This window comes from Corynebacterium pollutisoli, from assembly GCF_900177745.1.
GTDB lineage: Bacteria > Actinomycetota > Actinomycetes > Mycobacteriales > Mycobacteriaceae > Corynebacterium > Corynebacterium pollutisoli.
On record NZ_FXAR01000003.1, the window covers coordinates 23,820 to 49,952 of the forward strand.

General features: G+C 69.4%; 24 protein-coding genes. 14 read left to right on the plus strand and 10 right to left on the minus strand.

Annotated features, from left to right (window positions below; genetic code table 11):
• Positions 1–79: 79 nt before the first annotated feature.
• Positions 80–1,780, plus strand: a complete 1,701-nt coding sequence (locus B9Y70_RS05105; protein ID WP_240309145.1) for an alkaline phosphatase D family protein — start codon at positions 80–82, stop codon at positions 1,778–1,780.
• On the opposite strand, the gene B9Y70_RS05110 is transcribed toward B9Y70_RS05105, so the two are convergent.
• Positions 1,770–3,575, minus strand: coding sequence for an alpha/beta-hydrolase family protein (locus B9Y70_RS05110; RefSeq protein ID WP_085549189.1), 1,806 nt, complete (start codon positions 3,573–3,575; stop codon positions 1,770–1,772). The two genes, B9Y70_RS05105 and B9Y70_RS05110, sit on opposite strands and share 11 nt — an antisense overlap.
• A 129-nt stretch (positions 3,576–3,704) precedes the next feature.
• Between B9Y70_RS05110 and B9Y70_RS05115 the strand changes: the two genes are divergently transcribed.
• The 4 genes from B9Y70_RS05115 (at position 3,705) to B9Y70_RS05130 (ending at position 8,363) form a co-directional block, all read left to right on the plus strand.
• On the plus strand, positions 3,705–4,658 hold the full coding sequence (locus B9Y70_RS05115; protein ID WP_085549190.1) for an L-lactate dehydrogenase: 954 nt from the start codon (positions 3,705–3,707) through the stop codon (positions 4,656–4,658).
• Positions 4,659–4,737: 79 nt separating this feature from the next.
• Positions 4,738–6,606 (plus strand): pyruvate kinase, encoded by a 1,869-nt coding sequence (locus B9Y70_RS05120; RefSeq protein ID WP_143337531.1) that lies wholly within the window; start codon positions 4,738–4,740, stop codon positions 6,604–6,606.
• On the plus strand, positions 6,607–7,320 hold the full coding sequence (locus tag B9Y70_RS05125) for a glycerophosphodiester phosphodiesterase (protein ID WP_085549191.1): 714 nt from the start codon (positions 6,607–6,609) through the stop codon (positions 7,318–7,320).
• Between the two features lie 128 nt (positions 7,321–7,448).
• On the plus strand, positions 7,449–8,363 hold the full coding sequence (locus B9Y70_RS05130) for a DUF5926 family protein (protein ID WP_085549192.1): 915 nt from the start codon (positions 7,449–7,451) through the stop codon (positions 8,361–8,363).
• A 64-nt stretch (positions 8,364–8,427) separates the two neighbouring features.
• Here the strand turns inward: B9Y70_RS05130 and B9Y70_RS05135 are convergent, their stop codons facing one another.
• Genes B9Y70_RS05135 through B9Y70_RS05145 form a run of 3 tightly spaced genes read right to left on the minus strand, consistent with a single transcriptional unit; the run spans position 8,428 to position 11,577 of the window.
• Positions 8,428–9,642 (minus strand): LCP family protein, encoded by a 1,215-nt coding sequence (locus tag B9Y70_RS05135; RefSeq protein ID WP_085549193.1) that lies wholly within the window; start codon positions 9,640–9,642, stop codon positions 8,428–8,430.
• A 10-nt stretch (positions 9,643–9,652) separates the two neighbouring features.
• A complete protein-coding gene (locus B9Y70_RS05140) occupies positions 9,653–10,378 on the minus strand; it encodes a CPBP family intramembrane glutamic endopeptidase (protein ID WP_085549194.1) in 726 nt (241 codons plus the stop codon).
• Entirely contained in the window at positions 10,375–11,577 is a 1,203-nt protein-coding gene (locus B9Y70_RS05145) for an amidase (protein ID WP_085549381.1), read from the minus strand. Before B9Y70_RS05145 ends, B9Y70_RS05140 begins: the two co-directional genes overlap by 4 nt.
• A 40-nt stretch (positions 11,578–11,617) precedes the next feature.
• Between B9Y70_RS05145 and pheA the strand changes: the two genes are divergently transcribed.
• Positions 11,618–12,553, plus strand: a complete 936-nt coding sequence (gene pheA, locus B9Y70_RS05150) for a prephenate dehydratase (RefSeq protein WP_085549195.1) — start codon at positions 11,618–11,620, stop codon at positions 12,551–12,553.
• Entirely contained in the window at positions 12,550–13,236 is a 687-nt protein-coding gene (locus B9Y70_RS05155) for a histidine phosphatase family protein (RefSeq protein ID WP_085549196.1), read from the plus strand. The genes pheA and B9Y70_RS05155 overlap by 4 nt, the downstream gene beginning before the upstream one ends.
• Here the strand turns inward: B9Y70_RS05155 and B9Y70_RS05160 are convergent.
• From B9Y70_RS05160 to B9Y70_RS05170, 3 genes are read right to left on the minus strand one after another with little or no spacing between them, the layout of a single operon-like run.
• Positions 13,233–13,580, minus strand: coding sequence for a metallopeptidase family protein (locus B9Y70_RS05160; RefSeq protein ID WP_085549197.1), 348 nt, complete (start codon positions 13,578–13,580; stop codon positions 13,233–13,235). The two genes, B9Y70_RS05155 and B9Y70_RS05160, sit on opposite strands and share 4 nt — an antisense overlap.
• Positions 13,580–14,608, minus strand: a complete 1,029-nt coding sequence (locus tag B9Y70_RS05165; RefSeq protein ID WP_085549198.1) for a septum formation family protein — start codon at positions 14,606–14,608, stop codon at positions 13,580–13,582. The genes B9Y70_RS05160 and B9Y70_RS05165 overlap by 1 nt, the downstream gene beginning before the upstream one ends.
• A 12-nt stretch (positions 14,609–14,620) precedes the next feature.
• Positions 14,621–15,388: a GntR family transcriptional regulator gene (locus tag B9Y70_RS05170; protein WP_240309147.1), complete on the minus strand. Its 768-nt coding sequence runs from the start codon at positions 15,386–15,388 to the stop codon at positions 14,621–14,623.
• Between the two features lie 105 nt (positions 15,389–15,493).
• Here B9Y70_RS05170 and serS point away from each other — a divergent pair, with 105 nt between their 5' ends.
• The 4 genes from serS to glpK are packed head-to-tail and all read left to right on the plus strand — an operon-like array spanning position 15,494 to position 20,057.
• Complete coding sequence (gene serS / locus B9Y70_RS05175; protein ID WP_085549200.1) at positions 15,494–16,753, plus strand: serine--tRNA ligase; 1,260 nt, start codon at positions 15,494–15,496, stop codon at positions 16,751–16,753.
• 10 nt (positions 16,754–16,763) lie between these two features.
• Positions 16,764–17,699 (plus strand): lysophospholipid acyltransferase family protein, encoded by a 936-nt coding sequence (locus B9Y70_RS05180; protein ID WP_085549201.1) that lies wholly within the window; start codon positions 16,764–16,766, stop codon positions 17,697–17,699.
• Positions 17,700–17,702: 3 nt separating this feature from the next.
• Positions 17,703–18,539, plus strand: a complete 837-nt coding sequence (locus B9Y70_RS05185) for an HAD family hydrolase (RefSeq protein WP_085549202.1) — start codon at positions 17,703–17,705, stop codon at positions 18,537–18,539.
• A gap of 9 nt (positions 18,540–18,548) precedes the next feature.
• Complete coding sequence (gene glpK / locus B9Y70_RS05190) at positions 18,549–20,057, plus strand: glycerol kinase GlpK (protein ID WP_085549203.1); 1,509 nt, start codon at positions 18,549–18,551, stop codon at positions 20,055–20,057.
• On the opposite strand, the gene B9Y70_RS05195 is transcribed toward glpK, so the two are convergent.
• The 3 genes from B9Y70_RS05195 to B9Y70_RS05205 all read right to left on the minus strand — a co-directional run bounded on the left by B9Y70_RS05195 (position 20,054) and on the right by B9Y70_RS05205 (position 23,589).
• Positions 20,054–20,479: an HNH endonuclease signature motif containing protein gene (locus tag B9Y70_RS05195; protein WP_143337532.1), complete on the minus strand. Its 426-nt coding sequence runs from the start codon at positions 20,477–20,479 to the stop codon at positions 20,054–20,056. The two genes, glpK and B9Y70_RS05195, sit on opposite strands and share 4 nt — an antisense overlap.
• Positions 20,480–21,427, minus strand: coding sequence for a hypothetical protein (locus B9Y70_RS05200; RefSeq protein WP_085549205.1), 948 nt, complete (start codon positions 21,425–21,427; stop codon positions 20,480–20,482).
• Between the two features lie 161 nt (positions 21,428–21,588).
• Complete coding sequence (locus B9Y70_RS05205; protein WP_085549206.1) at positions 21,589–23,589, minus strand: N-acetylmuramoyl-L-alanine amidase; 2,001 nt, start codon at positions 23,587–23,589, stop codon at positions 21,589–21,591.
• 181 nt (positions 23,590–23,770) lie between these two features.
• Here B9Y70_RS05205 and glf point away from each other — a divergent pair, with 181 nt between their 5' ends.
• The 3 genes from glf (at position 23,771) to B9Y70_RS05220 (ending at position 26,087) form a co-directional block, all read left to right on the plus strand.
• Complete coding sequence (gene glf, locus B9Y70_RS05210) at positions 23,771–24,964, plus strand: UDP-galactopyranose mutase (protein ID WP_085549207.1); 1,194 nt, start codon at positions 23,771–23,773, stop codon at positions 24,962–24,964.
• Between the two features lie 91 nt (positions 24,965–25,055).
• Positions 25,056–25,676 carry an arsenate-mycothiol transferase ArsC gene (locus tag B9Y70_RS05215; RefSeq protein ID WP_159449784.1) on the plus strand — a complete coding sequence of 207 codons (621 nt, stop codon included), beginning with the start codon at positions 25,056–25,058 and terminating at the stop codon, positions 25,674–25,676.
• Positions 25,677–26,087, plus strand: coding sequence for a phosphatase PAP2 family protein (locus tag B9Y70_RS05220; RefSeq protein WP_085549209.1), 411 nt, complete (start codon positions 25,677–25,679; stop codon positions 26,085–26,087). It begins immediately after the preceding gene.
• The last annotated feature ends 46 nt before the right edge of the window (positions 26,088–26,133 follow it).

A 26,133-nucleotide genomic window follows, 5' to 3' on the forward strand; every position in this document is an offset into this window, starting at 1 on the left:
CTCTTACATTTATGAAGCCAGGATGAATTTTTGGCTTCCCGGGCTGCGGATCCGCAGGCCAGGGCACATACTAGGCGCCGTGAGGCAACCAGGTGAACGCAGGATCACGCGACGGGGCCTGCTGCAGGGCACCCTCATCGCGGGTGCCGCCGTGGCCGCCCCGAGTTCACTCGCGCGCGTGCGCGCCTCGGACATCCAGGCCTACGCGGACGCCGACCTCGACGCGCTCCACGCCCCCCACCCCTACGGCGACGGCGAGCACCACGTGTTCATGCACGGCGTGGCCTCGGGAGACCCGGTGCCCAACTCCGTCATCCTGTGGACCCGCGTGACGCCCGCCCCCGAGTGCGTCCCCGGTTCCGGCCTCGGGCCCGACGTGCTCGTGCGCTGGGAGGTCGCCACCGACCCGGAGTTCACGCAGCTGGCCCGCGCCGGCACCGCCACCGCCGGCGCCGCGCGCGACCACACGGTGCACGTCGACCCCTTCGGCCTACAGCCGGATACCGTCTACCACTACCGCTTCACCGTCCTCGACGGGGAGCACGCGGGGCGGATGTCGCGCACCGGCCGGACGCGGACGGCACCGGCGGACGGGGCGGGCGTCGAGAAGCTCACGCTGGCGGTGTGTTCCTGCGCCAACTTCGAGGCGGGCTACTTCTCCGCCTACTCGGACATCGCGCGCCGGGCGGAGGCCGGGGAGATCGACATCGTCGTCCACATGGGCGACTACATCTACGAGTACGCCTCCGGCGAGTACGCCGGGAAGTACGGGGTGGTCCGCCCGCACGTGCCCACCTGGGAGATCCGCACCCTCGCCGACTACCGCTCCCGGTACGGCCACTACCGCCGGGACGTCGAACTGCAGGACGCCCACGCCGCCGCCCCCTGGGTGGTCACCTGGGACGACCACGAGGTGGCCAACGACTTCTGGTCCGGCGGCGCCGAGGGGCACACCGCCTTCCACGGCGACTGGGCCACCCGCAAGGACGCCGCCATGCAGGCCTACCTCGAGTGGCTCCCGGTCCGCGGCACCTCCCCCTCGCGCGGCGGGCACATTTACCGCACGCTGCGCTTCGGCACCCTCGCCGAGCTGCACATGCTCGACCTGCGCTCCTACCGCAGCGCGCCGGGCATGATCCAGCCCGCCGCCCGCAATGCGCCGGACCGCACCATCATGGGCTCCGAGCAGTTCGAATGGCTCTCCGGCCGCCTCGCCACGGCGACGACCACGTGGAACCTCATCGGCACCTCCGTCATGATGGCCCCGCTCAACCTCGTGCACATCGACCAGGGCCTGCGTCAACAGCTCATGCAGATGGTCGGCCTCGACGTCGCCGGCACCCCCGTCAACGTCGACCAGTGGGACGGCTACGTCGCCGACCGCGACCGCCTGCTCGACCAGCTCGCCGCGCAGCACCCGGACGGTCGCACCGTGTTCCTCACCGGGGACATCCACTCCGAGTGGGCGAATCACATCTGGCACGGCGACCGGATCGTCGCGGCGGAGCTGGTGTGCTCCTCCATCACTGCCGCCAACGTCGACGAGTTCCTCGGCGCCGCGGAGGACAACCCCGTCTCGCAGACCGCCGAACGCCACGTCCTGGCCCACAACCGGCACATCAGCCACGTCGACCTCGACGCCCACGGTTACGCACTGCTCACCGTCCGCCCCGCGGGCGTGGAGATGTCGTGGCAGCGCGTCCTCGACGTCACCGTCGCCGGCTCGCCCGTCGTCGCCGGCCCGCGGATGCGTTACGACGGCGCGCTGGTCACCTCTTGATCGCGTCGTCGCGGATGAAGGCGGTGGCGCGGCGTTCCAGGTCGTGGTTCATGCGTACCGCCGCGTGCTCGCCGAGGACCGCGTCCCAGTACCAGAGCATCTCCGCGTGGTAGTTGTGCCCGTGGCCGCCGGGCACGGCGAGGGAGTTGAGCTGGTCGAGGCCCACCTGCCACCCGGAGACGAACGGCACCCAGCGCATGCCGTGGAAGACGTCGAGCCGCTGCGGCCGCGGGGCGGGGACGCCGCGTGAGCCGGGTTCGGTGAGCCAGTCCGGTTGCCGCCACACCAGGTCGCGGGACCACCAGACGATGGGGTCCGAGGCATGTTGGGCGATGACCACCCTGGGGTGGGACCACGGGTGGCGGTAGGGCATCCCCAGGTGGTTCTGCCGCAGGTGGAGCGGGGTGGCGGCGAAGCGGACGTGCCGCCCACCGTCGATGGTCGGCAGGCGTTCCGGGGATCCGGGGTCTCGGGAATCGGACAGCGTGCGGATGAGGCGGGTGAAGCGGGGAGCGCCGGAGAGGAGGGCACCGTCGGTACGCGCGAGGAGGTCCTCGAGGTCATCGAAGGCGGCGGCGGTGCCGTAGGCCCCGAGGGATTCGCCGGCGACGTAGAACCGTGGCCGGTCGTCGGGGTCCATCTGCTCGAGGCGGGAGAGCACCGCCGAGATGAGCGCGCGGGCGGCGCGGACGGGGGTCTCGCGGTCGACGACGAAGGCGAAGGGGGAGGGCAGGTAGGAGTACTGCATGGCGAGGGTGGCGCAGTTGCCGCCGGTGAGGAACTCGACGGCGCCGACGGACCAGTCCGTGACCCAGCCGGTGCCGGCGGTGGTCTGGACGACGATGGTGTCGCGTCGAAACGCACCGGTCCGGTCCATCTCCGCCAGCAGCAGCCGGGCGGCACCCTCCACGGACCGCCCGGGGATGAGCCCGGCGTAGAGGCGGATCGGCTCACGTACCTCGTTCAGGCCGGTGGCCTCGGCGATGTCGCGGGCCCGCGGCCCCAGGGACAGCACCGCGCGGCCCTGTGATCCCACCGCCGACCAGGGTTCCAGCGACCACGGCGACCCCGAACGCTCGGGCTCCCACGGCATCATCGACCCGGGGAACACCGACGTGTTGAGCTCGAAGGCGTGCCGGGAGATGCGGGTGAGGACCCGCCGCATGAGCACCTTGTCGCTGAGGACCAGTACGAGCCACGTCAGCCCGCCCGCGGCCAGCGGCCACGCCACCCACAGCGGCATCCAGCGTGACAACCGGGCACCGAGGCGGTCGACGGAGACCTGGGCGGCGTCGCCGAGTAACAGGAGAGTGCCGTACCCGGCGGTGCCCACCAGCCCGCCGACGAGCGCGTGCTTGCGGCCGCGCTTGGCGACGCGCACCAGCCGGGCCTGCTGCTTCTGGCGGCGCAGACTGGCGGCGGCCGCGCCGACCGTGATCCCCGCCATGACGGTGTGGCCCGCGCCGGCCCAGAACCAGGCGCGCGGTGACCAGCGGCGGCGCATCGGATAGGCCAGGGCCGTGCCCGCGAGGTGTCCGACGCCCTGGACGATGGCGACGTTCGCGGCGGTCACCCACCACGGCCGCGGCAGAAGGGAGGGGGAGATGGCCCACCACGTGGCGATCTCCGCGCCCAGCACACCGGCGCCGAGTGCGGCGGGCAGTCGGCGGCGGCGGGTCATGCGGAAGCCCGGGGTGAGGTCGTTGAGCACCTCGAGACCGAACGCCACGCCCTTGAGTGCGGCGACGGCGACCGGGGCGGCGGCGGTGAGCACCCGGCGACGGAAGACCCTCATGACCGCTGATTCTGGCAGAGATCCGGCCGTGGTGCAGTACACACTGCATGCCCGATCGGAAAAGGCAATAATAGAAGTAGTCCGTACCCAGACGCCCCATCCAGACACAATCGGAAGCACGGAGACCCCATGCGCACAGCAGTCGGAAACAAAGTCGTTCTCATCGGAGCCGGAGACGTGGGCGTGGCCTACGCCTACGCGCTGGTCAACCAGGGCACCGTCGACCACCTCGCCATCATCGACATCGACAAGAAGAAGCTCCGCGGCAACGTCATGGACCTCAACCACGGCGTGGTGTGGTCCAGTTCCCGCACCCGCGTCACCGAAGGCACCTACGAGGACTGCCGGGACGCGGCCATCGTCGTCATCTGCGCCGGCGCCGCCCAGAAGCCCGGCGAGACCCGCCTGCAGCTGGTCGACAAGAACATGAGGATCATGAAGTCCATCACCGACGAGGTCATGGGCAACGGCTTCGACGGCATTTTCCTCGTGGCCACCAACCCGGTGGACATCCTCACCTACGGCGTGTGGCGCTACTCCGGCCTGGACCACCGCCAGGTCATCGGCTCCGGCACCGTCCTCGACTCCGCCCGCTACCGCTTCATGCTGGGCGAACTCTCCCGGACCTCCCCGACCTCCATCCACGCCTACATCATCGGCGAGCACGGCGACACCGAACTGCCGGTCGTCTCCTCCGCCACCATTGCCGGCGTGACGATGAACTCCCGCGTCGAGCAGGAGCCGGGTTTCGCCGAGAACATCGAGCGCATCTTCCGGGAGACCCGCGACGCCGCCTACGAGATCATCGACGCCAAGGGCTCCACCTCCTACGGCATCGGCATGGGTCTGGCGCGCATCACCAAGGCGATCATCCAGAACCAGGACGTCGCCCTGCCGGTGTCCGCCTACCTGGACGGGGAGTACGGGGAGCACGACATCTACATCGGCACCCCGGCCATCATCAACCGTGCCGGCATCGCCCGCGCCGTCGAGCTCCAGCTCAACGAGCACGAGCAGGAGCTCTTCACCCACTCCGCCGCCACCCTCCGCGCCATCAAGGAGGAGTTCTTCCCGGCGGAGTGACTCGAGATGCCGAACCTCCCGGAGGCAGGCACAATGTGGGGTACCAAACATTGTGTCCAGCGCGTACGGAGGGACAGCCGTGGAAGCCAGGCTGCAGGAACTGATCACCGAGGTCGACGGACTCATCGACGCCGTCCGGGCGGAGGAGTCGCGGGCGTCGGAGGCCATTTCCCGCGTCGCCGAGAACCACCGGGACGGCGCGGTCAACCTCGTCCACTACGCGGAGCTGCGCCAGCACGACATCCGCTCGGTGCAGGGCGGCCTGGCGTCCATCGGCGCCACCCGCCTGTCGACGGCCGAGCCCGCCGTCCTGGCCCGCCTCCAGGCGGCCCGCAACGTGCTCTCCGCCTACAACGGCGAGCCGCTGAAGTACACCGACGTCGAGGTCCGCGACGCCTTCGCCCTGGCGGACGACATCCTCGAGGACCACGCCACCGACCTCTTCGGCTACTCCTCCGACGAGACGCACTCCCGCATCATGGTCACCCTGCCCACCGAGGCCGGGGACGACCTCGACCTGGTCCGTGGTTTCGTCGACGCCGGCATGGAGCTGGCCCGCATCAACTGCGCCCACGACGGCCCGGACGTGTGGAAGCGCATGATCGACCACGTCCACACCGCCGCCCGCGAGGCCGGCCGGGAGATCAAGGTCGCCATGGACCTCGCCGGCCCGAAGGTGCGCACCGGGCAGATCGCCCCCGGCCCCGAGGTGGGCCGCGCCCGCGTCACCCGCAACGAGACCGGCCTTGTGCTCACCCCGTCGAAGATCTGGCTCACCGCCAACGATCTTCCCGAGGGCGAGCACCCGCCGGTGCCCGCCGACCTGCCCGGCCGCCCCACGCTGCCGCTGCGCGTCGACCGCCCGTGGCTCGAGGGCCTCGCCGAAGGCGACGTCATCGACCTGTGGGACAACCGCGACTCCAAGCGCAAGTTCACCGTCACCCGCCTCGAGAACGGCGGCGTGCTCGCCGAGGGCCAGCAGAACGCCTACATCACCAACTCCACGCTGCTGCAGTGCGACTACACCAAGTCCCGCGTCTCCGGGGTGCCCGCCACCGAGCAGAAGCTGCGCCTCCACGTCGGAGACACCCTCATCCTCACCGACGACCAGACCCCGGCCCACCCGGAGCCGGGCCGAACCCCGCGCATCAGTTGCACCCTGCCCGAGGCGGTGCGCGCCATCGAGGTCGGTCAGCGCGTGCTTTTCGACGACGGGTCGATCGCCGGGCGCGCCGTCGACAAGCGGGCCGACGGTGAGCACACCGAGGTGGAACTGACCATCGACTACGCCGGCCCGAACGGCACCAACCTCGCCGCCTACAAGGGCATCAACCTGCCGGAGACCGTCCTGCCGCTGCCCAGCCTCACCGAGGAGGACATCGAGGCGTTCCGCTTCGTGGCGGAGCACGGTGACATCGCCAACGTCTCCTTCATCCGCGACACCGACGACGTCGCCTTCGTCCTCGACACCCTCGAGCAGATCGCGCAGGAGTCCGACAACCCGGAGCGCGTGCGACAGCTCGGCATCGTGCTGAAGATCGAGACGATCCCCGCCTACGAGAACCTCTGCCAGGTGCTGCTCGCCGGCATGCGCCACCCCAACCTGGGCATCATGATCGCCCGCGGCGACCTGGCCGTCGAGCTCGGATTTGACCGCATGGCCGAGGTCCCGCGCCTCATCGCCCAGATGGCGGAGGCCGCCCACGTGCCCGTCGTCATGGCCACGCAGGTGCTCGAGAGCCTGGCGAAGTCCGGCCTGCCCACCCGCGCCGAGATCACCGACGCCGCCTACGCCCTGCGCTCGGAGGCCGTCATGCTCAACAAGGGACCGCACATCACCGACGCGATCCGCATCCTGCACACGTTGTCCACCAAGCTGGGCCGCTCCCAGCGGAAGAATCGGCAGATGCTGCGGCAGATCGGCAGCTGGATGCCTGAGAATGGATAGATGGAGATCATTGCCCACCGCGGTTACTCCGCGAAGTACCCCGAACTGACCGAGGTCGCCTTCGATCGTGCCCTCGAGATGCCGATCCACGGCGTCGAATGCGACGTCCGCCTGTCCCGTGACGGTGAGATGGTGGTCGTGCACGACCCGATCATCGACCGCGTCGCCGACGGCCGCGGGCGCGTGTCCCGCATGACGCTGGATGCGTTGCGCGAGTTCAACTTCGGCACCGAGGAGATGCCGCAGTCCGTGCTCACCCTGCACGAGCTGCTGGAGATGATCAGGCCGACGGACAAGCACCTCTACATCGAGACGAAGCACCCCTCCCGCTACGGCCCGATGGTCGAGGAGCAGGTGGTCCGCGTGCTGCAGCACGCCGGCATGCTCGACGACGAGCGCATCCACCTCATCACCTTCTCCGCCGCCGCCGTGGTGCGCATGAAGCGCCTCGCGCCGCAGGTCGACCGTTTCCACCTGCGCCGCAAGTACGAACGCTGGGCCAACCCCATCGACGCGCACCCCGGCCAGCCGACCGGGCTGGGGCTGTCGCTGTGGCGGGCGAAGCGGCGGCCGGACCTCATCGGCAAGCACGGCCTGCCCACCTACATGTGGACCGTCAACGAACCGGAGGACATGCTCTGGGCGCGGGACAACGGTGTCGACCTCATGGCCACCGACGAGGTGTCGCTGGCGCTCGAGGTGCTGGGCCGCTGAGGCATATCACGGTAGGGATATCACGGCACGTGTAGGTCGAGGAGCGGTCGCGACAGAGGCGTGCTCCACTCGGCCCATGCCTGGGGTGATATGCCTCTGGGCAGCACCGCTGAGGGTATCTTTGACCCATGGCCAAGAAGAACAAGAAGAACGAGAACCTGCCCGAGGGCATGAGCCGTCGACAGGCGAAGCTCGCCGCCCGCGCCGCCGAGCGCGCCGCCCTGGAGAAGGACGTCCGCCCCTACGCCGGCATCGGCGGTGAGGCCGACCTCATCGCTCTGCAGGAGTTCGTCCCCGCCGCCACCGCGAAGGTGGCCGTCGCCGGCACCGACCGCGACGTCCATATCGCCACCGTCCTGCCCGGCGGCGCCGCAGCCCTGGTCCGCGAGAACGGCAACGAGGCCTTCGTGGCCCTGCAGACCCGCATCCCCTCCCAGAACCCGGGCCGCGACCTGGCCTACGCCCTCGCCTGGGTCCGTGACGCCGCCGCCGGCGCCACGCTCGAGCAGGGTGTCGCCGACGGTTCCCAGCCGGCCCTGAGCGAGCTGCTCTCCGCCGACACCGAGCCGGAGATCACCGAGTACCAGGACTTCAACTGGTGGATGCCGGAGGGCACCCAGCTCGACCCGGTCACCGCGCAGGCCCTGCAGCAGGCCAACGACGCCGTCGTGGAGTCCCACCGCGTCGACACCGAGATCCCCGGCGCCGTCTGGTGGGTCAACCCCGGTGGCGGCAAGGCCCACATCCGCTGGGTCCGCCCCGACGACAACGAGGACGGTCTCCTCAATGCCCTGGCCCGCGTCGCCGCCCGTGGCGAGCTCAACCTCGGTGAGGGCACGAAGTTCGCCGGTGTGTTCCGCACCCACGGCATCATCGTCCCGGTCTTCGACCTTGACCCGGGCGTCTCCCACGACTCCTACGGCGCGGAACTCGACCGCGTGGCCGAGGCCGTCGCCGCCGAGGTGTCCAACGATGCACAGCTCAGCGCCGACGAGCGCAAGCAGCTGCAGAACATCAAGTCCCGCCAGGTGACCATCCGCTAGGATCGCCGCAGGTCAGACGGTGGAAGGAGTGCGCAGCTGCGCACTCCTTCCGGCTTTTCGCAGGTCAGCGCATCGAGTTCCACAGCGCCTGCGCGCCCTCGAGATCCCACAGCACGACGTTGCCCACGGCGTAGTCCGCGAACCCGCCGACGGGCACGGTCTCGGTCTGCACGCCACCGCGCATGGCCAGGCCGACGCGGGCCAGGTTCCACACGTGATCGCCCTTGCCCACGGTGAAGGAGTTCGCCGTGTTGGTCACCAGCGGGAAGAACTCCAGCGGGTTGAGCAGGGTGTTGGGGGCGGTGGCCTCGTCCATGAGCGCGGCGAAGAACTCGCGCTGGCGGTCGACACGGTCGAGATCCCCCATCGGGGTGGCGCGGGTGCGCACGTACCCGAGGGAGGTGGCGCCGTCCATCTTCTGGCAGCCGGCCTGGATGTCCAGGTTGGCGAGCGGGTCGTTGATGGGTTCGGTAGGGCACAGCTCGACGCCGCCGATGGCGTCGACGACGTTGGCCAGCCCGCCCATGCCGATCTCGGCGTAGTGGTCGATGCGCAGGCCGGTCGCATTCTCGACGGTCGCCGTGAGCAGCTGCGGGCCGCCGTACGTGAACGCGGCGTTGATCTTGTCGTCGCCGTAACCCGGGATCGTGACGTACGAGTCACGCGGCAGCGACACCAGACGGGCCTCACCGACGGTGGGGATGTGCAGCAGCATGATGGTGTCGGTGCGTCCGACGCCGACGTCACCGCCCGTGCCCAGGCGGGCAGCCTCCTCATCGCTCAGGCCCACGCGTGAATCCGAACCGACGAGCAGCCAGTTCGTACCCGCCGTGTTGGCCACCCGCTGCTCCGGCATCGCCTCGACGCGGTTGAGCTGGGCGTCCGCCCACAGCATCATCGACAGCGCCAGCACCACGACGATCGCGACCAGCGCGCCGAGGATCTTCAGCGGCCCGAAGGAGCGCCTCTTCCGCTGGCGGGGGGCCTGCCGGCGGGGCGGCTCCGGTGGCCGGTAGCTCGCCGGCGCAGGGCGGTACTGCGGCTCCTCCCGCCGAGGCGGCATGTACTGCTGCGGTGCCGCTTCTCGACGCGGCGGTCGCTGCGCCTCCCGCCGGGGAGGCCGCTGCTGCGGACGCCGACGTACCGGCCGACCGAAGCGGTCGACCAGAGGTTTGCCGTCGCGGCCGAGGACGTGGTCTCCGGAGTCGCGGGGGTCGGCGGAACGGCCGGGCTGGCGGCGGGGCGGGTCCTGCCGCCGCCGGGGGTCACGTTCATGCATGGGGATAAGACTAGTGCCCGATCCCCAGCCACGGGAGATTCCCACCGAGGGCGGCGTAGCCGACGAAGGCGACGGCGTCGATGAGGAAGTGCGCGATGATGAGCGGCCACACGCGGCCGGTACGCCAGTAGAACCAGCCGTAGAGCATGCCCATGAGGATGTTGCCGACGCCCGCGGACACGCCCTGGTAGAGGTGGTAGGAGCTGCGGAGCATGCTGGAGAAGGCGAGCGCCCCCGCCAGGCCCCATCCGAGTTGCCGGAGGCGGGTGAGCAGGTACATCACGACGACGATCTCCTCGCCCCAGGCGTTGGCGAAGGACCACGTGAGCAGGACGGGCACCTCGGTCCACGGGTGGGTGAGTGCGGTGGGCACGACCTCGCGGGTCAGTCCCAGGTGCAGGGCGGTGGCGTAGAAGGCGAGGCCGGGGATGCCGATGATCGCGGCCAGTCCCGCGCCCCAGCCGATGTCCGACCAGCGCGGGCGGGGGAACTGCCCGGCGAGCAGGTACAGCGCCAGGGCGCCGTAGGCGAAGAGCGTGCCTGCCGACGCCAGCTGCAGGCCGAGGTCGATCCACGGGGCGTTGGACAGGGACTGGTGGAGGGTGACCTGCTGCTCGTTGAGGGGGCGGGCGTCGAGAAGCGCGTCCGTCACCCGCAGCAGACCGCGCAGCCCGGAGATGCCGAAGCTGACGGCGAGGACGATGAGGATCTCGGTCCACAGGCGTTGGCGGGTCACGGGTGCAGCTCCCGGGCGAGGCCGAGGAGTTCGGCGTCGCTCAATCGCACCGCGCCGAGGTGCACGCCGACGGGCGGGCGTCCGGGCAGCTCCCACGGCACGGACACGGCCGCGGAACCTGTCATGTTGAACAGGGTTCCCCACGGAGACCAGCGGGTCTGCTCGCGGAAGTTGTCCTCCGGGTCGAGGGCGGCGAAGTACCCGAGCGGTGGGGGATCGGTGGTGGTCATGGGGGTGAGCAGGGCATCGACGTCCCAGTATTCGGCGAGGTGGCGGCCGAGGTGGTCGGCGTGGCGATTCGCCTGGTCCAGGCGGGTGCGGGTGACGGCACGGCCGTGCGCCCGCAGCCAGGCGACGAGCCCCTCGGCGGGGCCGGGCAACCCGGCGAGCTTGGCGGTGAAGATGGTCCGGAAGGCCTCGAAGGTGATCTCGGTGTCCGGGTAGGGATGGACCTCGACCACGTCGTGGCCGGTCGCGCGGAGGCGCTCGGCGGCCTCGGCCACACCGCGCAGGTGCGCCTCCTCCACGGTGGCACCCGCGAACAACGGCCGGGTGAGCACGCCGATGCGGCGGCGGCCCGCAACTGGGGTGATGTGGAGGAGGAAGGCGGCGTCGATAAGCGAACGGGTGATGAAGCCCTGCGCGGCCAGGCGTGGGGCGGAGGGTTTGAACCCGACGACGCCGCAGGCGGCGGCCGGCACGCGGATGGAACCGCCGCCGTCGGAGGCGTGCGCGGCAGGCACGAGGCCGCGGGCGACGAGCGCGGCCGCACCACCGGAGGACCCGGCGGGGGTGCGCCCCGGCCAGAGGGGGTTGGCGGGGGCGTCGAGGCCCGGGGGTTCGGTGTAGATCATGAGGCCCAGCTCCGCGGTGTGGGACTTGCCGGGGATGATGGCGCCGGCGTCGAGAAGCGCCGCGGGCAGGGGGTCGGTGGTCTCCGCGCGGCGGGTGCGGTGCGCGGAACCGAAGGTGGTGGGCATGCCCGCGACGTTCGCCAGGTCCTTGACCGGCAGAAGCAGCCCATGGAGACGCCCGCGGTTGAGCCGGCGGTCGAGGCGCCCGGCGGCGTCGTGTGCCTGCTCCAACGCCAGGTGGGAGAAACCGTCTCCGGGCCGGACCCGCGCGGCGAGCTCCTCCACCGCGTCCACCGCCGAGCGTTCGCCGGAGCGCAGCTGGTCGGCGAGGGCGGGCAGGGACATGGTCATGCGGACCAGAATACGACTGGATAGGCTGGCAGTCATGACTGAGACCACCACCGTCGCCTACCTCGGCCCAGCGGGCACGTTCACCGAGGCCGCGCTCATCCGCTTCCAGGATCAGGGGGCGTTCGGCCCCGGTGAGGTGACCCAGCTGCCCGTCAACTCCCCGCGTGAGGCGCTCGACGCGGTGCGCGCCGGGCGGGCCGACTTCGCGTGTGTGGCCATAGAGAACTCCGTCGACGGTGCCGTGACCTCCACCTTCGATGCGCTCGTCGAGGCCGGCGGCGTGCAGATCTACCACGAGCTGGAGATCGAGATCGCGTTCTCCATCATGCTGCGCCCCGGAACGGAGCTGTCCGACGTCAGGACGTTCGCCACCCACCCGGTGGCGCATCAGCAGGTGCGGCAGTGGCTCGCGGAGAACATTCCCGACGCCCGCTTCGTCCCCGCCTCCTCCAACGCGGCGGCCGCCGAGGCCGTCGCCGAGGGGCGCGCCGACGCCGCCGCCGCCCCCGACCGCGCCGCAGTCCTCTTCGGGCTCGATGTCGTGGCGAAGGACGTCGCCGACGTGGCCGGGGCCCGCACCCGCTTCGTCGTCGTCGGACCCCGGGGCGTGCCGACGCCGCGCACCGGCACCGACCAGACCACCGTCGTGTTCACCCTGCCCAACGAGCCCGGCACCCTGGTCGCCGCCCTCACCGAGTTCTCCCTCCGCGGTGTCGACATGAGCCGCATCGAGTCCCGCCCCACCCGCAAGGTCTTCGGCACGTACCACTTCTACGTCGACCTCGTCGGCCACATCGACGACGTCCCCCTCGCCGAGGCCCTGCGCGCTCTGTGGCTGCGCGCCGAGGACATCACCTACCTCGGTTCCTGGCCCACCCCGGGACGCGACGGGGAGGCGACGGTCGCCGACCAGGCCCGACTGGAGCGCGCCACCGACTGGGTGCGCGCCGCCCGGGAGGGACGGGCATGACCGGACGGCTCATCCTGCTGCGCCACGGCCAGACGCACAGCAACGTCGCCCGCAAACTGGACACCCGCCCGCCGGGGGCCGAACTCACCGACACCGGCCGCAACCAGGCGTGGAACGTCGGCGTCGAACTCACCGAGTACTGCGAGGCCGGGGGCGGCTCCCCGGGGCGTCTCGGAGCGGTGGTCTCCTCGGTGGCGCTGCGCGCCCAGCAGACCGCGCTGCTCGCCATGACCGCCTTCGAGCAGACCGCCGGCCTGCGGGAACGCGAGATGCTCATCGACGTCGAGGTCGGCCTGCACGAGATCTTCGCCGGTGACCACGAGATGCTCTCCGACGAGGACTCCCACCGCTCCTACGCCACCGCCCTGCGCGGCTGGCTCGATGCGGACGCCGAGGCCCGGATCCCGGGCGGCGAAACCTACCTCGAGCTCATGGACCGCTACCGGCCCGTCATGGAGAACCTCGTGCTCTCCCACCTGGCCGACGGGGCGGCGAAGGATGTGCTGGTGGTCAGCCACGGCGCGGCGATCCGCACCATGGCGGCGCACGCCGCCAGCGTCGACCCCGACTTCGCGTTCGCCGGCTACCTGGGCAACTGCCGCTTCATCGTCCTCGAGCCCGGGGACCGTCCCTTCGGCGAGTGGAAGCTCGTGCGCTGGGCGGACCTGGACCACCAGATCTAACCCCAGCCCAACCTCTCGAGGTCGTCCTCCTCCAGCCCGAAGTAGTGGCCGACCTCGTGGAAGACGGTCACCTTCACCTGCTCCGCCAGATCCTCCTCGGAGTGGCAGTAGCGCTTGAGCGCCTCCTTGTAGATGAAGATGGCGTCGGGAAGAAAACCGGTGTGGTGGTGCGTGCGGTCGGGGAGGGCCACGCCGACGTAGAGCCCCAGGTAGGTGGGGTGCTCCTCGTTGTAGTCCGCGACCTGGATGGCCACGTTGACCAGGCGGCGGGCGAACTCGTCCGGAATCTGGTCGAGGGCGTCGTTGACCAGATCGTCGAAGGCCTCGTCGCTGATGTCGACCATTACGGGGCGGGCTGCTCTCGGAGGGGGTTGCGCTCGGGCTGCTCGGCCGGGGGCTGGCCGTCGATGAGCAGGCCCTCCCGGCCGTCCCGGGCGGTGCCGTTGAGGTTGGAGAACCCGCCCTCCGGGGTGGCGTGGAACAGGGAACAGTTCACGGAACGGGAACCACCGATCCACGAGGCCTGGCCGAGGGTGCCCCAGTAGGGCTGCAGCGTCGACCGGTACAGGTTCTCCTCCCCGCCGAGGTAGTCGATGGCGGCCTGGGTGCACGCATCCTGCAGGTGACGGTCCTGGTCCTCGACGCTCGGGGTGCCCTCCGGGAACACCGGCGCCAGGTCGACGATGGCGGTGGTCTCCAGCTGGTGGTTCTCCGCACAGTCGACGGTGCGCAGGGAACGGGAGTCATCGACGTAGACGCACTGCCCCGGCTGGGCGACGACGGCCTGGTCCTGCTCGGCGGCGGCTCCCGTGGTGAGCATCGGCACGCCGGAGGCGTCGGTGGACTGGATGCCGCACAGCATGGTGCGGTCGCCGGCCTCCCACGCCTCGGCGGGCGGGAGGATCGGGGCGATGGAGTAGCGGCCCACCGGATCGAAACGGCCGCCGAGGTAGCGCAGGGTAGGGGTCTGGCACAGCTCCTCGCGCAGCTGGGCCTGGCGGGTGAGGTCCGGCATGGAGGCGTTGCGTCCGAACTCCGACGATGGGTAGGCGGCGAGGTTCTCCCGGGCGGAGATCTCGAAACGGTGCTCGCCGTCGCAGGAGGCCTGCTGGAAGTTGCTGACGGTCCCGTCCTCGGCGATGTCCCAGGTCAGGCAGGCACCGACGTCGGCCGTGGTGAAGGGGGCCGCACCGTTGCCGCCGTTCTCCCCGTTGGCGGGCCCGGCCACGCTGCTGACGGTGCTCCCGTTGCCGTTGTCCCCCGGGGTGTCCACGGAGAAGTAACCGTAGGAGCCGACGGCAACGGCGGCGGCGAGTGCGGCCACCAGGCCGGTGCGTACTGCTGCCGCGGAACGTGCGGTGGAAGTCGTCATAATGATCGAATCCTACTCACTCTCCCGCGTGACACGGGTGTTCAGACGATAACGGTCGGTGCGGTACACCGAGGAACACCACTCCACCGGCAACGTCCCGGAACGGGAGTACCGCACGATGTGGAGCAGGGCGGTGCCGGGCGCGACGTCGAGAAGCGCGGCCTGCTGCTCGTCGGCGCTGACGGCGGTGACCACCTGATCGGCCTCCGTGACGGGCACGCGGTAGTGGTTCTCCAGGATGGAGTAGACGGAGTTGTAGACGTCGTTCTCCAGCAGGCCGGGCACGTGCTCGGCGTTGTACCAGCCGTCGTCGATGGAGTACGGCTCCCCGTCGCCGAGGCGCAGGCGGCGCAGATGCGTGTGCAGCGTCGCCGGTTCGGAACGGAAAAACTCCAGGACCTCCGGCGGGGCGGGTGCGCGTTCGGAGAGCAGGATCTTCGACGCCGCCGACACGTCCTGCGCCTTCATCTCCGAGCTGAACGACGCCAGGTGCAGGCGTGAGACCAGCGGATTCGGGGCGACGAACGTGCCCTTGCCGCGGGCCCGGCGCAGGCGGCCACTGGCCACCAGGTCACCGATGGCGCGACGCACCGTGATGCGGGAGACGCCGTACGTCTCCTCCAGCACGCGCTCACCGGGCAGCAGATCACCCGGATGGAGCTGGGTGGTGCACATCTCCTCGAGGATCGCCCGGAGCTGCGCATGCTTGGGTTTCGGCCCGTCCGTGATGGGGATGGCGGGCAACTGGGGTGGGGAGGTCATCCGCGATGCAGCAGCCATGTGATCGATCCTACGCCGCTGGTTATGACCAGTGCAGGGTGTCGGCCTGACACCGTGCCCCCACCATCGGCGCGACCGGCGGGGACGCGCGGTAGGCTCGTATGCGTGATTGATCTCAAATTCCTCCGCGAGAACCCCGACGTCGTCCGCGCCTCCCAGGTGACCCGAGGTGAGGACCCGGCGCTCGTCGACAAGCTCATCGCCGCCGACGAGCAGCGTCGCTCCGCCATCTCCGAGGCCGACGCTCTGCGCGGCGAGCAGAAGGCCTTCGGCAAGAAGATCGGCCAGGCCGCCCCGGAGGACCGCCCCGCCCTGCTCGAGGGCTCCAACGAGCTCAAGGCCAAGGTCAAGGAGGCTGAGGAGGCGCAGAAGGCCGCCGAGGAGGCCGTCAACCAGCTGCAGATGCAGCTGTCCAACGTCGTCGAGGGTGCCCCGGCCGGCGGTGAGGACGACTTCATCGTCCTCGAGCACGTCGGCGAGCCGCGCCAGTTCGACTTCGAGCCCAAGGACCACCTCGAGCTGGGCACCTCCCTCGGGCTCATCGACATGGAGCGCGGTACCAAGGTCGGTGGCGCCCGCTTCTACTACCTCACCGGCGACGGCGCGTTCCTGCAGCTGGGCATGATGATGCTCGCCGCACAGAAGGCCCGTGCCGCCGGCTTCCAGCTCATGATCCCGCCGGTGCTCGTGCGTCCGGAGATCATGGCCGGCACCGGCTTCCTCGGTGACCACGCGGAGGAGATCTACTACCTCGAGCGCGACGACCTCTACCTCGTCGGCACCTCCGAGGTGGCGCTGGCCGGCTACCACAAGGACGAGATCATCGACCTGTCCCAGGGCCCGGTGAAGTACACCGGCTGGTCCTCCTGCTTCCGCCGCGAGGCCGGCTCCTACGGCAAGGACACCCGCGGCATCATCCGCGTCCACCAGTTCGACAAGCTGGAGATGTTCGTCTACTGCAAGCCGGAGGACGCCGCCGCCCAGCACCAGGCGCTGCTCGACATGGAGCGCGACATGCTCTCCGCCGTCGAGGTCCCGTACCGCATCATCGACATCGCCGGCGGTGACCTCGGCCAGTCCGCGGCCCGCAAGTTTGACACCGAGGCATGGGTGCCCACCCAGAACACCTACCGCGAGCTCACCTCCACCTCGAACTGCACCACCTTCCAGGGTCGTCGTCTGCAGACCCGCTACCGCGACGAGAACGGCAAGGCCCAGATCGCCGCGACCCTCAACGGCACGCTGGCCACCACCCGCTGGCTTGTCGCCATCCTGGAGAACAACCAGCAGGCCGACGGCTCCGTCGTCGTTCCGGAAGCGCTGCGCCCGTTTGTGGGCAAGGATGTTCTCGAGCCGAAGAAGTAGGGGAGAGACCATGGCCAAGCGACCGTTCACCAAGCGCGCGGGCTTCTACGTCCCGCGTGAGCTGCCCGAGGTCCCCGACCACCCGGTCGAGGCGAAGGAACGTCCGTACAACAGCACCATCATCCCGATCGCCAAGTCGCTGATGAAGGCCCAGGGCATCCGCCTGACCGTCTTCGGGGCGGAGAACATCCCGCTCGAGGGCCCGGCTCTGCTGGCGATCAACCACACCGGTTACTACGACTTCATCTTCGGCGGGATCCCCGCGCACCTGCGCGGGCGCCGCCTGGTGCGGTTCATGTCGAAGAAGGAGATCTTCGACGCCCCCGTCGCCGGCCCCCTCATGCGTGCCATGAAGCACCTCCCGGTGGACCGTTCCGCCGGGGCGTCCTCGCTGCTCGACGCCGTGGAGCGCCTCCGCGCCGGGCAGCTGGTGGGCATCTTCCCGGAGGCCACGATCTCCCGCTCCTTCGAGCTCAAGGAGTTCAAGAACGGGGCCGCGCGCATCGCCGCGGAGGCCGACGCCCCGCTCATCCCCATGGTCATCTGGGGGTCGCAGCGCATCTGGACCAAGGGGCACCCGAAGCGCCTCGGCCGCACGAACACCCCGGTATTCATCCGCATCGGCGAGCCGATCGACCCCTCCGGTTCGCCGGACGAGGCGATCGCACGCCTCAAGGACGCCATGCAGGTGCTCCTCGACCGGGTCAAGGACGACTACACCCGGGCCTACGGCCCGTTCCCGGCCGGCGAGTACTGGATTCCCGCCGAGGACGGTGGCTCCGCCCCCACGCTTATCGACGCCCGCCGCATCGACACCGAGGCCAAGGCCGCCAAGGCAGCCAAGGCGGAGAAGAAGGCGGCCGCGAAGCTGGACAAGCGGGCCGACGCCAAGCTCGGCAACGCACGCTCCTTCATCGACATGGTGAAGGAAAAACTCAGGAGATAAATCATGGAGACACCCGGTCCGGCCCCGAAGCTCGTGGCCAGTGACGTCGACGGCACGATCATCACCTCGCAGGAGCGCATCCTGCCGCAGGTCCGCGACGTCATCGTCCGCGCCGTCCAGGCCGGGACCGAGGTGGCCCTGGCCACCGGGCGCCCGCACCGGTGGATCTTCCCCGTCCTCGACCAGCTGCCCATCCGGCCGGTGTGCGTCACCGCCAACGGCGCGGTGGTCTACGACTCCGCCAACGACCAGGTCATCGCCTCCCACACCCTCGCCCCCGACACCATGACCGAGGTGCTCGACCTGGCGAAGGAGGCGTTCCACGGGGTCGGCGGCGTGGCGGTCGCCTGCGAACGGGTCGGACGCTCCGCCTTCGACCCGGAGGAGGAAATGTTCGTCGTCGCCCCCGACTTCCTCAACACCTGGGAGGAGCAGGGCTTCGGTGTCCTTCCCGAGTACGAGGTCATCAGCGAACCGGCCGTGAAGATGCTCCTGCGCCATGAGGGTCTGAGCGCCCCGGAGATGTTCGACATCCTCGCCCCGTTCCTCGACCCGGACGTCGCCCACGTGACCTTCTCCATGAACGAGGGGCTCCTGGAGGTCGCCGCCCCCGGCGTGACCAAGGCCCTCGGCGTCTCGACACTGGCCACCATGCACGGCATCGACCAGAGCGAGGTCATCGCCTTCGGGGACATGCCCAACGACATCGAGATGCTCGCCTGGGCGGGCATCGGCGTGGCCATGGGCAACGCGCGGGACTCGGTGAAGGACGTCGCCGACTTCGTCACCGGCACCAACAACGAGGGTGGAATCGCGCAGGTCCTCGAGCGCTGGTTCTAGGATTGAGCCATGACGGCTTCCCACCCGAAACAGTATGTGGCGGCGATCGACCAGGGCACCACATCCACACGCTGCGTCATCATCGACGAGGCAGGGCAGGTGGTGTCCTCCGGGCAGTACGAACACCGGCAGATCATGCCGCAGCAGGGGTGGGTGGAGCACGACCCTCTGGAGATCTGGGCCAACACCCGCCGCGCCGTGTCCACCGCGATGGTGGACATCGACGTCTCCCCGGACCGCATCGCCGCGCTGGGCGTGACCAACCAGCGGGAGACCGCGGTGGTGTGGGACAAGGCGACCGGCCGGCCCATCCACAACGCCATCGTGTGGCAGGACACCCGCACCGCCGACATCGCGGGGGATGATCCCCGGCGCTGGCTCGACCGCACCGGATTGCTGGCCAACTCCTATCCGGCGGGGCCGAAGATCGCGTGGATCCTCGACCACGTCGACGGTGCCCGGGAGCGCGCGGAGGCCGGGGAGCTGCTCGCCGGCACCATCGACACGTGGCTGCTGTGGAACCTCACCGGCGGGGCCCGCGGGGATGAAGGACGCCCGGCGGTCCACGCCACCGACGTCACCAACGCCTCGCGCACCCTCCTCATGGATCTGCGCACCTGCCAGTGGGACGAGGAACTGTGCGCCGAGATCGGGGTGCCGCCCCGGGTGCTGCCCGAGATCCGTCCCTCGCTCAGCGAGTTCGGCGCGGTGCGCCGGCGCGGCACGCTCGCCGGGGTGCCCATCACCGGGGTGCTCGGTGACCAGCAGTCCGCCATGTTCGGGCAGGGCTGCTTCGAGGTCGGCGACGCCAAGAACACCTACGGAACGGGCCTGTTCCTGCTGCTCAACACGGGTGACCGGCCCCAGTTCTCCGAGCACGGCCTGCTGTCCACCGTTCTCTACCAGCGCGACGGGGAGCCCCCGGTCTACGCACTGGAGGGGTCCGTCGCGGTGGGCGGATCCCTCATCCAGTGGCTGCGCGACCAGCTGGGGATCATCCGCTCGGCGGACGAGGTGGAGACGATCGCCGCCGATGACAACGGCGGCGTGTTCATCGTCCCGGCGTTCTCCGGGCTGTTCGCCCCGCGCTGGCGTCCCGACGCCCGCGGTGTCATCGTCGGCCTCACCCGCTTCGCAGACCGCACCCACATCGCCCGCGCCGCCCTCGAGGCCACGGCGCTGCAGTCGCGCGAGGTCGTCGAGGCGATGATCGCGGACTCGGGGATCGAGCTCACGAGCCTGCGTGTCGACGGCGGCATGACCGCCAACGCAACCCTCATGCAGCTGCAGGCCGACGTGCTGGGTGCCGAGGTGGTGCGTCCGGGCAACATCGAGACCACCGCTCTCGGGGCCGCCTTCGCGGCGGGCATCGGTACCGGTTACTGGTCCTCCCTCGAGGAGGTCCGTGCCCTGCAGGCCCCGGACGAGGCGTGGACGCCGACCTGGGAGGCCGCGCGGCGTGAGGAACTGGTGGCGGACTGGGATCGAGCGGTGGAGCGCAGCTTCGATTGGGCCTAAACCTCCACTGTCCGGGGTTCGGCTTCCTCGTGCCTGCGCCAGGGCAGGTAGCGGCGGGGTTCGGGTGGGGTGTCGAGGCGGTGACGGTACTCGTCGAAACGTGCGGCGGCGGCCTTCGCGGCGCGGATCTCCCGGCAGCGCCGACGCCGTTGTGAGAAGGTCTGCACCCAGTTCCTCTGCTTCGGGGCCAACGGGCCGGTGGCGGCGTCGACCATGTAGGTGCCGTCGGCGAACAGCCAGTACACGTCACCGGTGTGCGGATCCAGCAGGTAGAAGGCCTGTCCGTCGGTTTTTCGGTTGTGGTGGTGCCGACACAGCATGACCATGTTGGCGGCGGTGGTCGGCCCACCGTCATCGTGGTCGATCCGGTGATCCGCGTCGCAGTGGGTGGCCTTGCGGGAGCACCCCGGCCAGCGGCAGATCTAGTCGCGGCCGTAGAGGTAGGCGCGGATCGGTCGCGTGGTTTCGTAGGAGCGGGTCGCGGCCTCCGCGGCCTCGTCCATGTCCAGGGTTGCGGTCACCAGATCGTTGAGGGTGGCGGCGGCGTCATCGGTGAGGATGCCGCGCTCCGGGTGGAACACGGGTGCGTCCTCGACGTCCTTGGCCTGGTAGACCATGGTGGTCACCTTCGTGGTGATGTTGCCGAGGATAAGGCCGGTCAGAGCCGTCGCGGGGGGACAGTCCTGCTCGCTCGCGGCCTGCGCCACGGCGTCGGCGATCTGCGTGCCGTCCCCCTGTCCGACGGTGAGCTCAAAGCGCACCTTCCCGCCGGCGAGGTCCTGGATGAGCAGCTGGTCCGGCTCCTCCTCCACCGGCGGCAGGGTTGACATGAGTTCCCCCGGGTTCTCGCACGGCTCGGGGCCCTCCGTCGGCTTGTCGCCCAACGGGTGGGCGTCCGGCACGGCCAGGTTCTCCACGCTGCGGATCGTGCCGATGATGGTCGCCTTGATGGTGGAGTTCGTCGGGGTGAGCTGACGGGGGCGCGACGGAGTGAAACGGCCCATGAGGTCCTCGTCCAGGGCCTGCCAGAAGAAGTCGTCGTTCTGGATCGCGATCGGTGCCTCACCGACCGCGCGCTCGATGGCGGAGAGCTGCTCCATGTCCAGCAGCCACGTCTCCTCCACGAACGCCTTGAGCCGCGGCAGCCGGTCGAGGCACTCGAGGGCGTCGAGGAAACGTGCCTGGCGGTGCTTGGTCACCCCGAGCTGGCTGTAGAGCACCGAGGACAGGGTGGTCCAGTCCTCGTCGGTGCGGACATCCGTGATGGGCTGCGCCGACCGCCACATGAGGTAGTCGGCCTTCACCTTGGCCACGCGGAACTCGTAGTGGAAGTTGCTCTCGTCGAGCACCGCCCAGGACGGCTGCGCCATGGTTCTCACCCCCCTCCCGATCTCGATTACCTGTTCGAAACACAACCTAGAGCACGCACCGGACACGGGGGTGATGAGCGGGGGTGGATGACATCATCTACGCAGCTCACAGCCCCCTGCCGCGTGCGGTCAGGGGGCTGGAAGGGGCGTCGATGAGCGGGTCAGTTCAGCTTGACGTCGACGTTGCCGTCGGCAGGATTGAAGGTGGCGTAGCCGCCCTCGAAGTCGACGCGGATGAGGTCGCCCTCGTTGTACTGCTCGTTGAGCGGCATGCCCAGCGGGCCGAGGTCGAAGCCCTGAGCGGCCCACAGGTCACCGATCGCACCCCACAGGGCGCGGGCCTCGGGGGTGCCGTTCTCGTTGATGACGACACCGTTGTCGAACAGCGCGTACGTGGCGTCGGCGGTGTTGAGGCCACCGCGCGGCTCGCCGAGCACGGCACCGTAATTGGTGCCCACGCGGTCAACGGCCTGGTTGATCTGCGGATCGCTGGCCAGGGTGGACACGATGTCGAGGATCGGCTTGAGGTCCTCGAGCCTGACGCCGTCGAGGATCTGGACGTCACCCACCTGCTGGGTCGTGCCCGGCAGGGCGCCGTCGGCGGCCAGGAAGGCCACGGCCAGACCGGCCAGGGTGCCCGCGATGGTGAGCAGGGAGGTGGTGTCACCACCTGCGGCGTTGCGCAGCATGGCGAGCGGGTCGTTCGGCTGCGGCTCGGGGGCCGGCGGCTGCTGCTGGGTGGGCTCCGTGGGCTCCGTGGGCTCCGTGGTCCGAGTCGTCTCGGAGGTTGTCTCCGTCGGCTCTGTGGTCTCGGTCGGAGCAGTCGGGCTGGTCGTGGTCGTCGCGGTCGCCGAGGTGGCGGTGCCGGACTTGATCTCCTGGTACTTCTGCGCGGCGATGGAACGGATGGTGTCCATCTGCGCGTAGCCGTACTGGCCCGGGCAGGCGTTGTTGTGCGCGTCGCGGTGGGCGAAGACGTTGGGCAGGGTCATGGCGACGCCGCCGGTGTACTTCGAACCGCCGAAGGACAGCGGGGTGTAGGACGCGGAACCCTGCGGGTCAAAGTCGCCGAGGGCGGCCTTCCAGCCGATCATCTCGCCGACGGACCGGATCATCACCGGGGTGGTGGGCACGGTGTCGTAGTTGCCCATCATGGAGATGCCGAAGGTGCCGCGGTTGAAGCCGCCGACGTGGGCACCCTGGACGTTCTTGTCGAGGCCGCCGTAGCGGCCCTCGTAGATGGTTCCGAACTTGTCGACGACCGCGTTGTACCCGATGTCGCACCAGCCCAGGGTGTTGGCGTGGTAGTTGTGCATGCCGCGCATGATGCCGGCGGCCTGGGCCTGGGTGTAGTTGTTGGAGCCCGCGGTGTGGTGTACGCCGGCGGCCTGCAGGTTCTGGTCGTAGGTGGTGTTGCAGCGGCTGCCGGAGGGCGCGCCCCAGCCGGCACGGGTGACCACCGGCGGCATTCCGTCGGTGACGGAGTCGGTGGCCAGGGCGATGCCGCCCTCCTCGGCGTTGCCGTCGATGAAGACGACGTCGAGGTCCTCGGGCGCGGCGACGTCGGCCACGGGCTGGATGTCGCCGTAGTTGGTGGGCAGCGGGGCGAGTCCGGCGTTCACCGGGATGTCGACGGCGGCCTCGTCGGCGATGTTGATGTCGACCTCGGGGGCCTCCTCCGGGGTGCCGAGGATGTCGACGCCGACGATGGAGACCTGGACCTTGGTGGTCGGCTCGACGTAGAGCAGCTCGGTGCCGTTCTCGCCGTTGGGTCCCAGCTCGCCGATGGGCTCGGCGTCCCACCAGGGGCCCCAGGAACCGTCGGGCTGCTCGGCGCGGACGTAGGCGGCGATGTCGCGGTGGTCCAGCCAGGTGATGGCGAACATGGAGAACTGCTCGTCGCGGGTGAACTCCTTCACCGTGCGCGGGCCGGGGACGCCGGACTGCTGGGCGATGGCGGCGTCGTCGACGACGACGTTGTCACCGGAGGCGAAGGAGGCGGAGGCCTGCGACACCTCGATGGGGCCGGAGCCGATGTCCTGGGTCTTGAGGATCTGGTTTCCGCCGAGGGCGGCGGAGACGATGAGGGCGAGGGTCAGGACAACGGCCAACGTCGGGTTGACGCTGGTCTGCCCTGTGGCGATACGGCGTCGCTGCTGCACGGTGGGGACTCCCTGGGAAAATTGCTGGGGAAATAGCGGATACACGTGTGGCCAAACTGGTCACGAGTGAACTCTAGTACACATTCGGGGATGATGATACTGGTGTGACAATAATCTGCATGGCGTGTCGCCCCGGTGTTGCAGCGGGTGGGGGAGGCGGGCGTCGATTAGCCTGTCTTCCATGACATACGACCTCATTGTTGTCGGCTCCGGCCTGTTCGGACTCACCGTCGCGGAGCGCGCGGCCAGCCAGCTGGGAAAGAAGGTGCTCATCGTCGAGCGCCGCACCCACCTCGGTGGCAACGCCTACTCCGAGGCGGAGCCGGAGACGGGCATTGAGATCCACAAGTACGGTGCGCACCTGTTCCACACCTCCAACAAGAAAGTGTGGGAATACGTCAACCAGTTCACCGACTTCACCGGCTACCAGCACCGGGTGTTCGCCATGCACGACGGCACCGCGTACCAGTTCCCCATGGGTCTGGGCATGATCAACCAGTTCTTCGGCCGCTACTACACCCCGGACGAGGCGCGGGAGCTCATCGCCGAGCAGGCCAGTGAGATCGACTCCAAGGACGCCAACAACCTGGAGGAGAAGGCGATCTCGCTCATCGGCCGCCCCCTCTACGAGGCGTTCATCCGCGACTACACCGCCAAGCAGTGGCAGACGGACCCGAAGAACCTGCCGGCGTCGAACATCACCCGCCTGCCGGTGCGCTACAACTTCAACAACCGCTACTTCAACGACACCTACGAGGGGCTGCCCGTCGACGGGTACGCCGCGTGGCTGGAGCGCATGGCCGACCACGAGCTCATCGACGTCCGTCTCGACACCGACTGGTTCGACGTCCGCGACGAGCTGCGCGCGGAGTCCCCGGACGCGCCTGTCGTCTACACCGGCCCGCTCGACCGCTACTTCGACTTCTCCGCCGGAAAGCTCGGCTGGCGCACCCTCGACTTCCACACCGAGGTGCAGCAGACCGGTGACTTCCAGGGCACCCCGGTGATGAACTATAACGACGCGGACGTGCCGTACACCCGCATCCACGAGTTCCGGCACTTCCACCCGGAGCGGGAGGACCGCTACCCGAAGGACAAGACGGTCATCATGAAGGAGTACTCGCGCTTCGCCGAGGAGGGCGACGAGCCGTACTACCCGATCAACACGCCCGAGGACCGGGAGATGCTCAAGGCCTACCGCGAGCTGGCGGCCGAGGAGGCGCGTGACAACAAGGTCCTCTTCGGCGGGCGCCTGGGCACGTACCAGTACCTCGACATGCACATGGCCATCGCGTCGGCGCTGACCCTGTGGGAGAACAAGCTCGTGCCCTTCTACGAGGAGGGCGTGGCCCTCGAGCAGGAGCGCGGCCACTAGTTGTGTTGACGGAGGCCGCAGAGTAAAGTTAACGCTAGGTTAACAAATGGGAAACTCAAGGTTTTCCGGCTTACAGAAAGGCATCCGAATCATGAGCAGCGACCGCTACGCCATCGTCCGTGAGGATCTGCACCGCCGCTACGGACAGTACTTCTACGCCCGGACCATCGACGAGCTTCTCGACGCCACCATCGCCGAGGCCGAGGCCAAGGCCAAGATCGACACCTTCCTGCCCATCACCGTCGAGCGCGAAGTCTCCGAGATCCTCGAGGAGCGCGCCGAGGCGAAGGGTCGCAGCGGTACCGCCCGCCCGGAGGTGCTCTTCGTCTGCGAGCGCAACGCCGGCCGTTCCCAGCTGGCCTCCGCCATCACCGCCCACGCCGTCGGTGACCGCGTCTTCGTCCGCTCCGTGGGCCTCAACCCCGTCGGCGGCATCGACCCGCAGGTCCTCGAGGTGCTGCAGGAGCGCGGCATCGCTACCGGCCACCTCTATCAGAAGGAGATCGTGCCCCGCACGGTCCACCGCGCCAATGTCGTGGTCCTCATGGGCGTCGACGAGGTCCCCGGCATCCCCGGTGACCGCATCGAGCGCTGGGACATCGCCGACCCGGCCGGCCAGCCCATCGAGAAGGTCCGTGAGATCGCCGACGACGTCGAGCGCCACGTGAAGGAACTCCTCGTGGAGCTCGGCAAGGCCGACTACGCCGCCTAAATGCCGCTTATCGACGCCCCCTTGTGGGGCGTTTTCTCTTTGCTCACCGACCCCACCGCGTTGGCGGTGCTGGCGGTGCTGGCCGCCAACCTGACGAGTCACGTGCTCAAGCGGCTCATCGGGCGTGAACGTCCCCCAGCCGAACAGTGGCTGGTGGAGGCGTCCAACTACTCCCTCCCCTCGGGACACGCCACCGGGGCGGCGGCTTTCGCGATGGCGCTGACGCTCATCATCCGCTGGCGGGCGTGGTCGCTCCTCGCCTGGGTGGGGGCCCTGGTGATCGGTCTCTCGCGCCTGGCGTTGGGTGTCCACTGGGTGGAAGACGTTCTTACGGGATGGATTCCCGGGGTGGTTGTGGCGGCTGTCACGTGGTGGATTTCCTTAAAGTTAACTCCAGGTAAACGCGTCTGACCTGCGGATTGTTGAGGTTCGACCACAAACTCCCAGCGCGCCTACT